Source organism: Kitasatospora sp. NPDC059803, from assembly GCF_042732255.1.
GTDB lineage: Bacteria > Actinomycetota > Actinomycetes > Streptomycetales > Streptomycetaceae > Kitasatospora.
Map to the genome: position 1 here is coordinate 1 of NZ_JBHWIJ010000583.1, position 1,394 is coordinate 1,394.

Sequence of the window (1,394 nt, forward strand, 5' to 3'; positions counted from 1 at the left end):
GACATCCCTGGCCGGACCGTCCACCACGCTTCCCGTGGCTACCGCGGGGACGGCAAGACGGATGCGAAGGACGCTTACGTCATCGCCGATCAGGCAAGGATGCGCCGGGATCTGCAGCCTCTGCAGGAGTGGGACGAGATCGCGGTGGACCTGAAGATCCTCACCGGCCGCCGCTACGCGCGCCGCTGTGCGTGCCGGGACGCGTTCCGTCCTGGTGGCGGTTCCCAACTTCTACATGGCTGTAGAAGTTGGGCTGGAGCATACAAACCCATTCCAGCAAAGTCACCCGCCGTCCTTCGGCAGCGGCCGAGCGCCTGGTGGGCCGTCGTTAGGATGGTCATGATCCCCCGCCACGTCGGCACACCATCAGGAACGCGTCAGAGGAGCAGAGCGTCACCATGTTTGAGAGTCTGAAGAACCTCGCGGACAAGGCCACCGACCTCGCCCGCGAGCACAGCGGCGTGCTCGGGCAGGGCCTGGACAAGGTCGGCGACGTGATCGACGACCGCACGGACGGCAAGTACAGCGGCCAGATCGACACCGGCGTCGAGAAGGCCAAGGGCTTCCTGCGCAACCTCGACGGCGAGCAGAAGCCGGCCGAGTAGCCTGCCACCGGGCACGGTCGCCGGCACGATCGGCAGTACGACGGTCGAACAAGGGCACGGGCACACGGGGAGGGGTCGGCAGCGATGAGCGAGGGGCAACAGGGGTCGCGCTGGGGGCGCTGGCTGGTCATCGGCGTACTCGTCGCGGCCGGGTGGGGCATCGTCCACGGCGGTGACCACCCCACCACGGCGTCGTCCGGCGCCTCCCCGTCGGCGACCCCCTCCCCGGACGGTGCCGGGCCCTCCGCGTCCGCCCCGTCCGGGTCAGCCTCGACCGCGCCGTCGAAGCCGTCGAAGCCGTCCGGCCGCTACGACCCCGCCGACTACGCGGCCCCGGTGCGCCGGTACGCCGCCGAGGCCGGGGTCAACCCGCAGCTGCTGATGGCGATCCTCTACAACGAGTCGTACAAGCCGCACGACCCGGAGCTCGAACGGGCCTGGCAGCGCAGCAAGCCCGAAGCCTCGTTCGGCATCGCCAACATGCACCGCGCCGCCTTCGACGACACCAAACCCGGCCGCCCCTTCGCCGACCGCCAGTGGGAGGAGCTGCCGGACGACCGCGACCTGGCCGTCCAGGCGGCCGCCTGGCACCTGCACGACCTGGCCGGGCAGCTCCCGGCGCGGCCGAGCGCGCCACTGAACCACGACGAGCTCCTCGCCCTCGGCTACAACGCCGGCGCGGGCAACATGCTGGCCTTCGCCCGGGGGGTCAAGGTGGGCTCCCTGGCGCAGTCCTACCTCGACCGGCTGCACGACAACTGGGCCAAGTCCGGCACGGCCGTCCAGTAG

The 1,394-nt window shown here is 70.6% G+C and carries 2 protein-coding genes and 1 pseudogene; all 3 read left to right on the top strand.

The annotated features are described in order from the left end of the window. Positions 1-174, top strand: a pseudogene (locus ACFV6I_RS39650) (transposase); the annotation flags it as partial. 224 nt (positions 175-398) lie between these two features. After that, positions 399-605 carry an antitoxin gene (locus tag ACFV6I_RS39655; RefSeq protein ID WP_063350645.1) on the top strand — a complete coding sequence of 69 codons (207 nt, stop codon included), beginning with the start codon at positions 399-401 and terminating at the stop codon, positions 603-605. Between the two features lie 84 nt (positions 606-689). Continuing rightward, positions 690-1,394, top strand: a complete 705-nt coding sequence (locus ACFV6I_RS39660) for a lytic transglycosylase domain-containing protein (protein ID WP_380431166.1) — start codon at positions 690-692, stop codon at positions 1,392-1,394.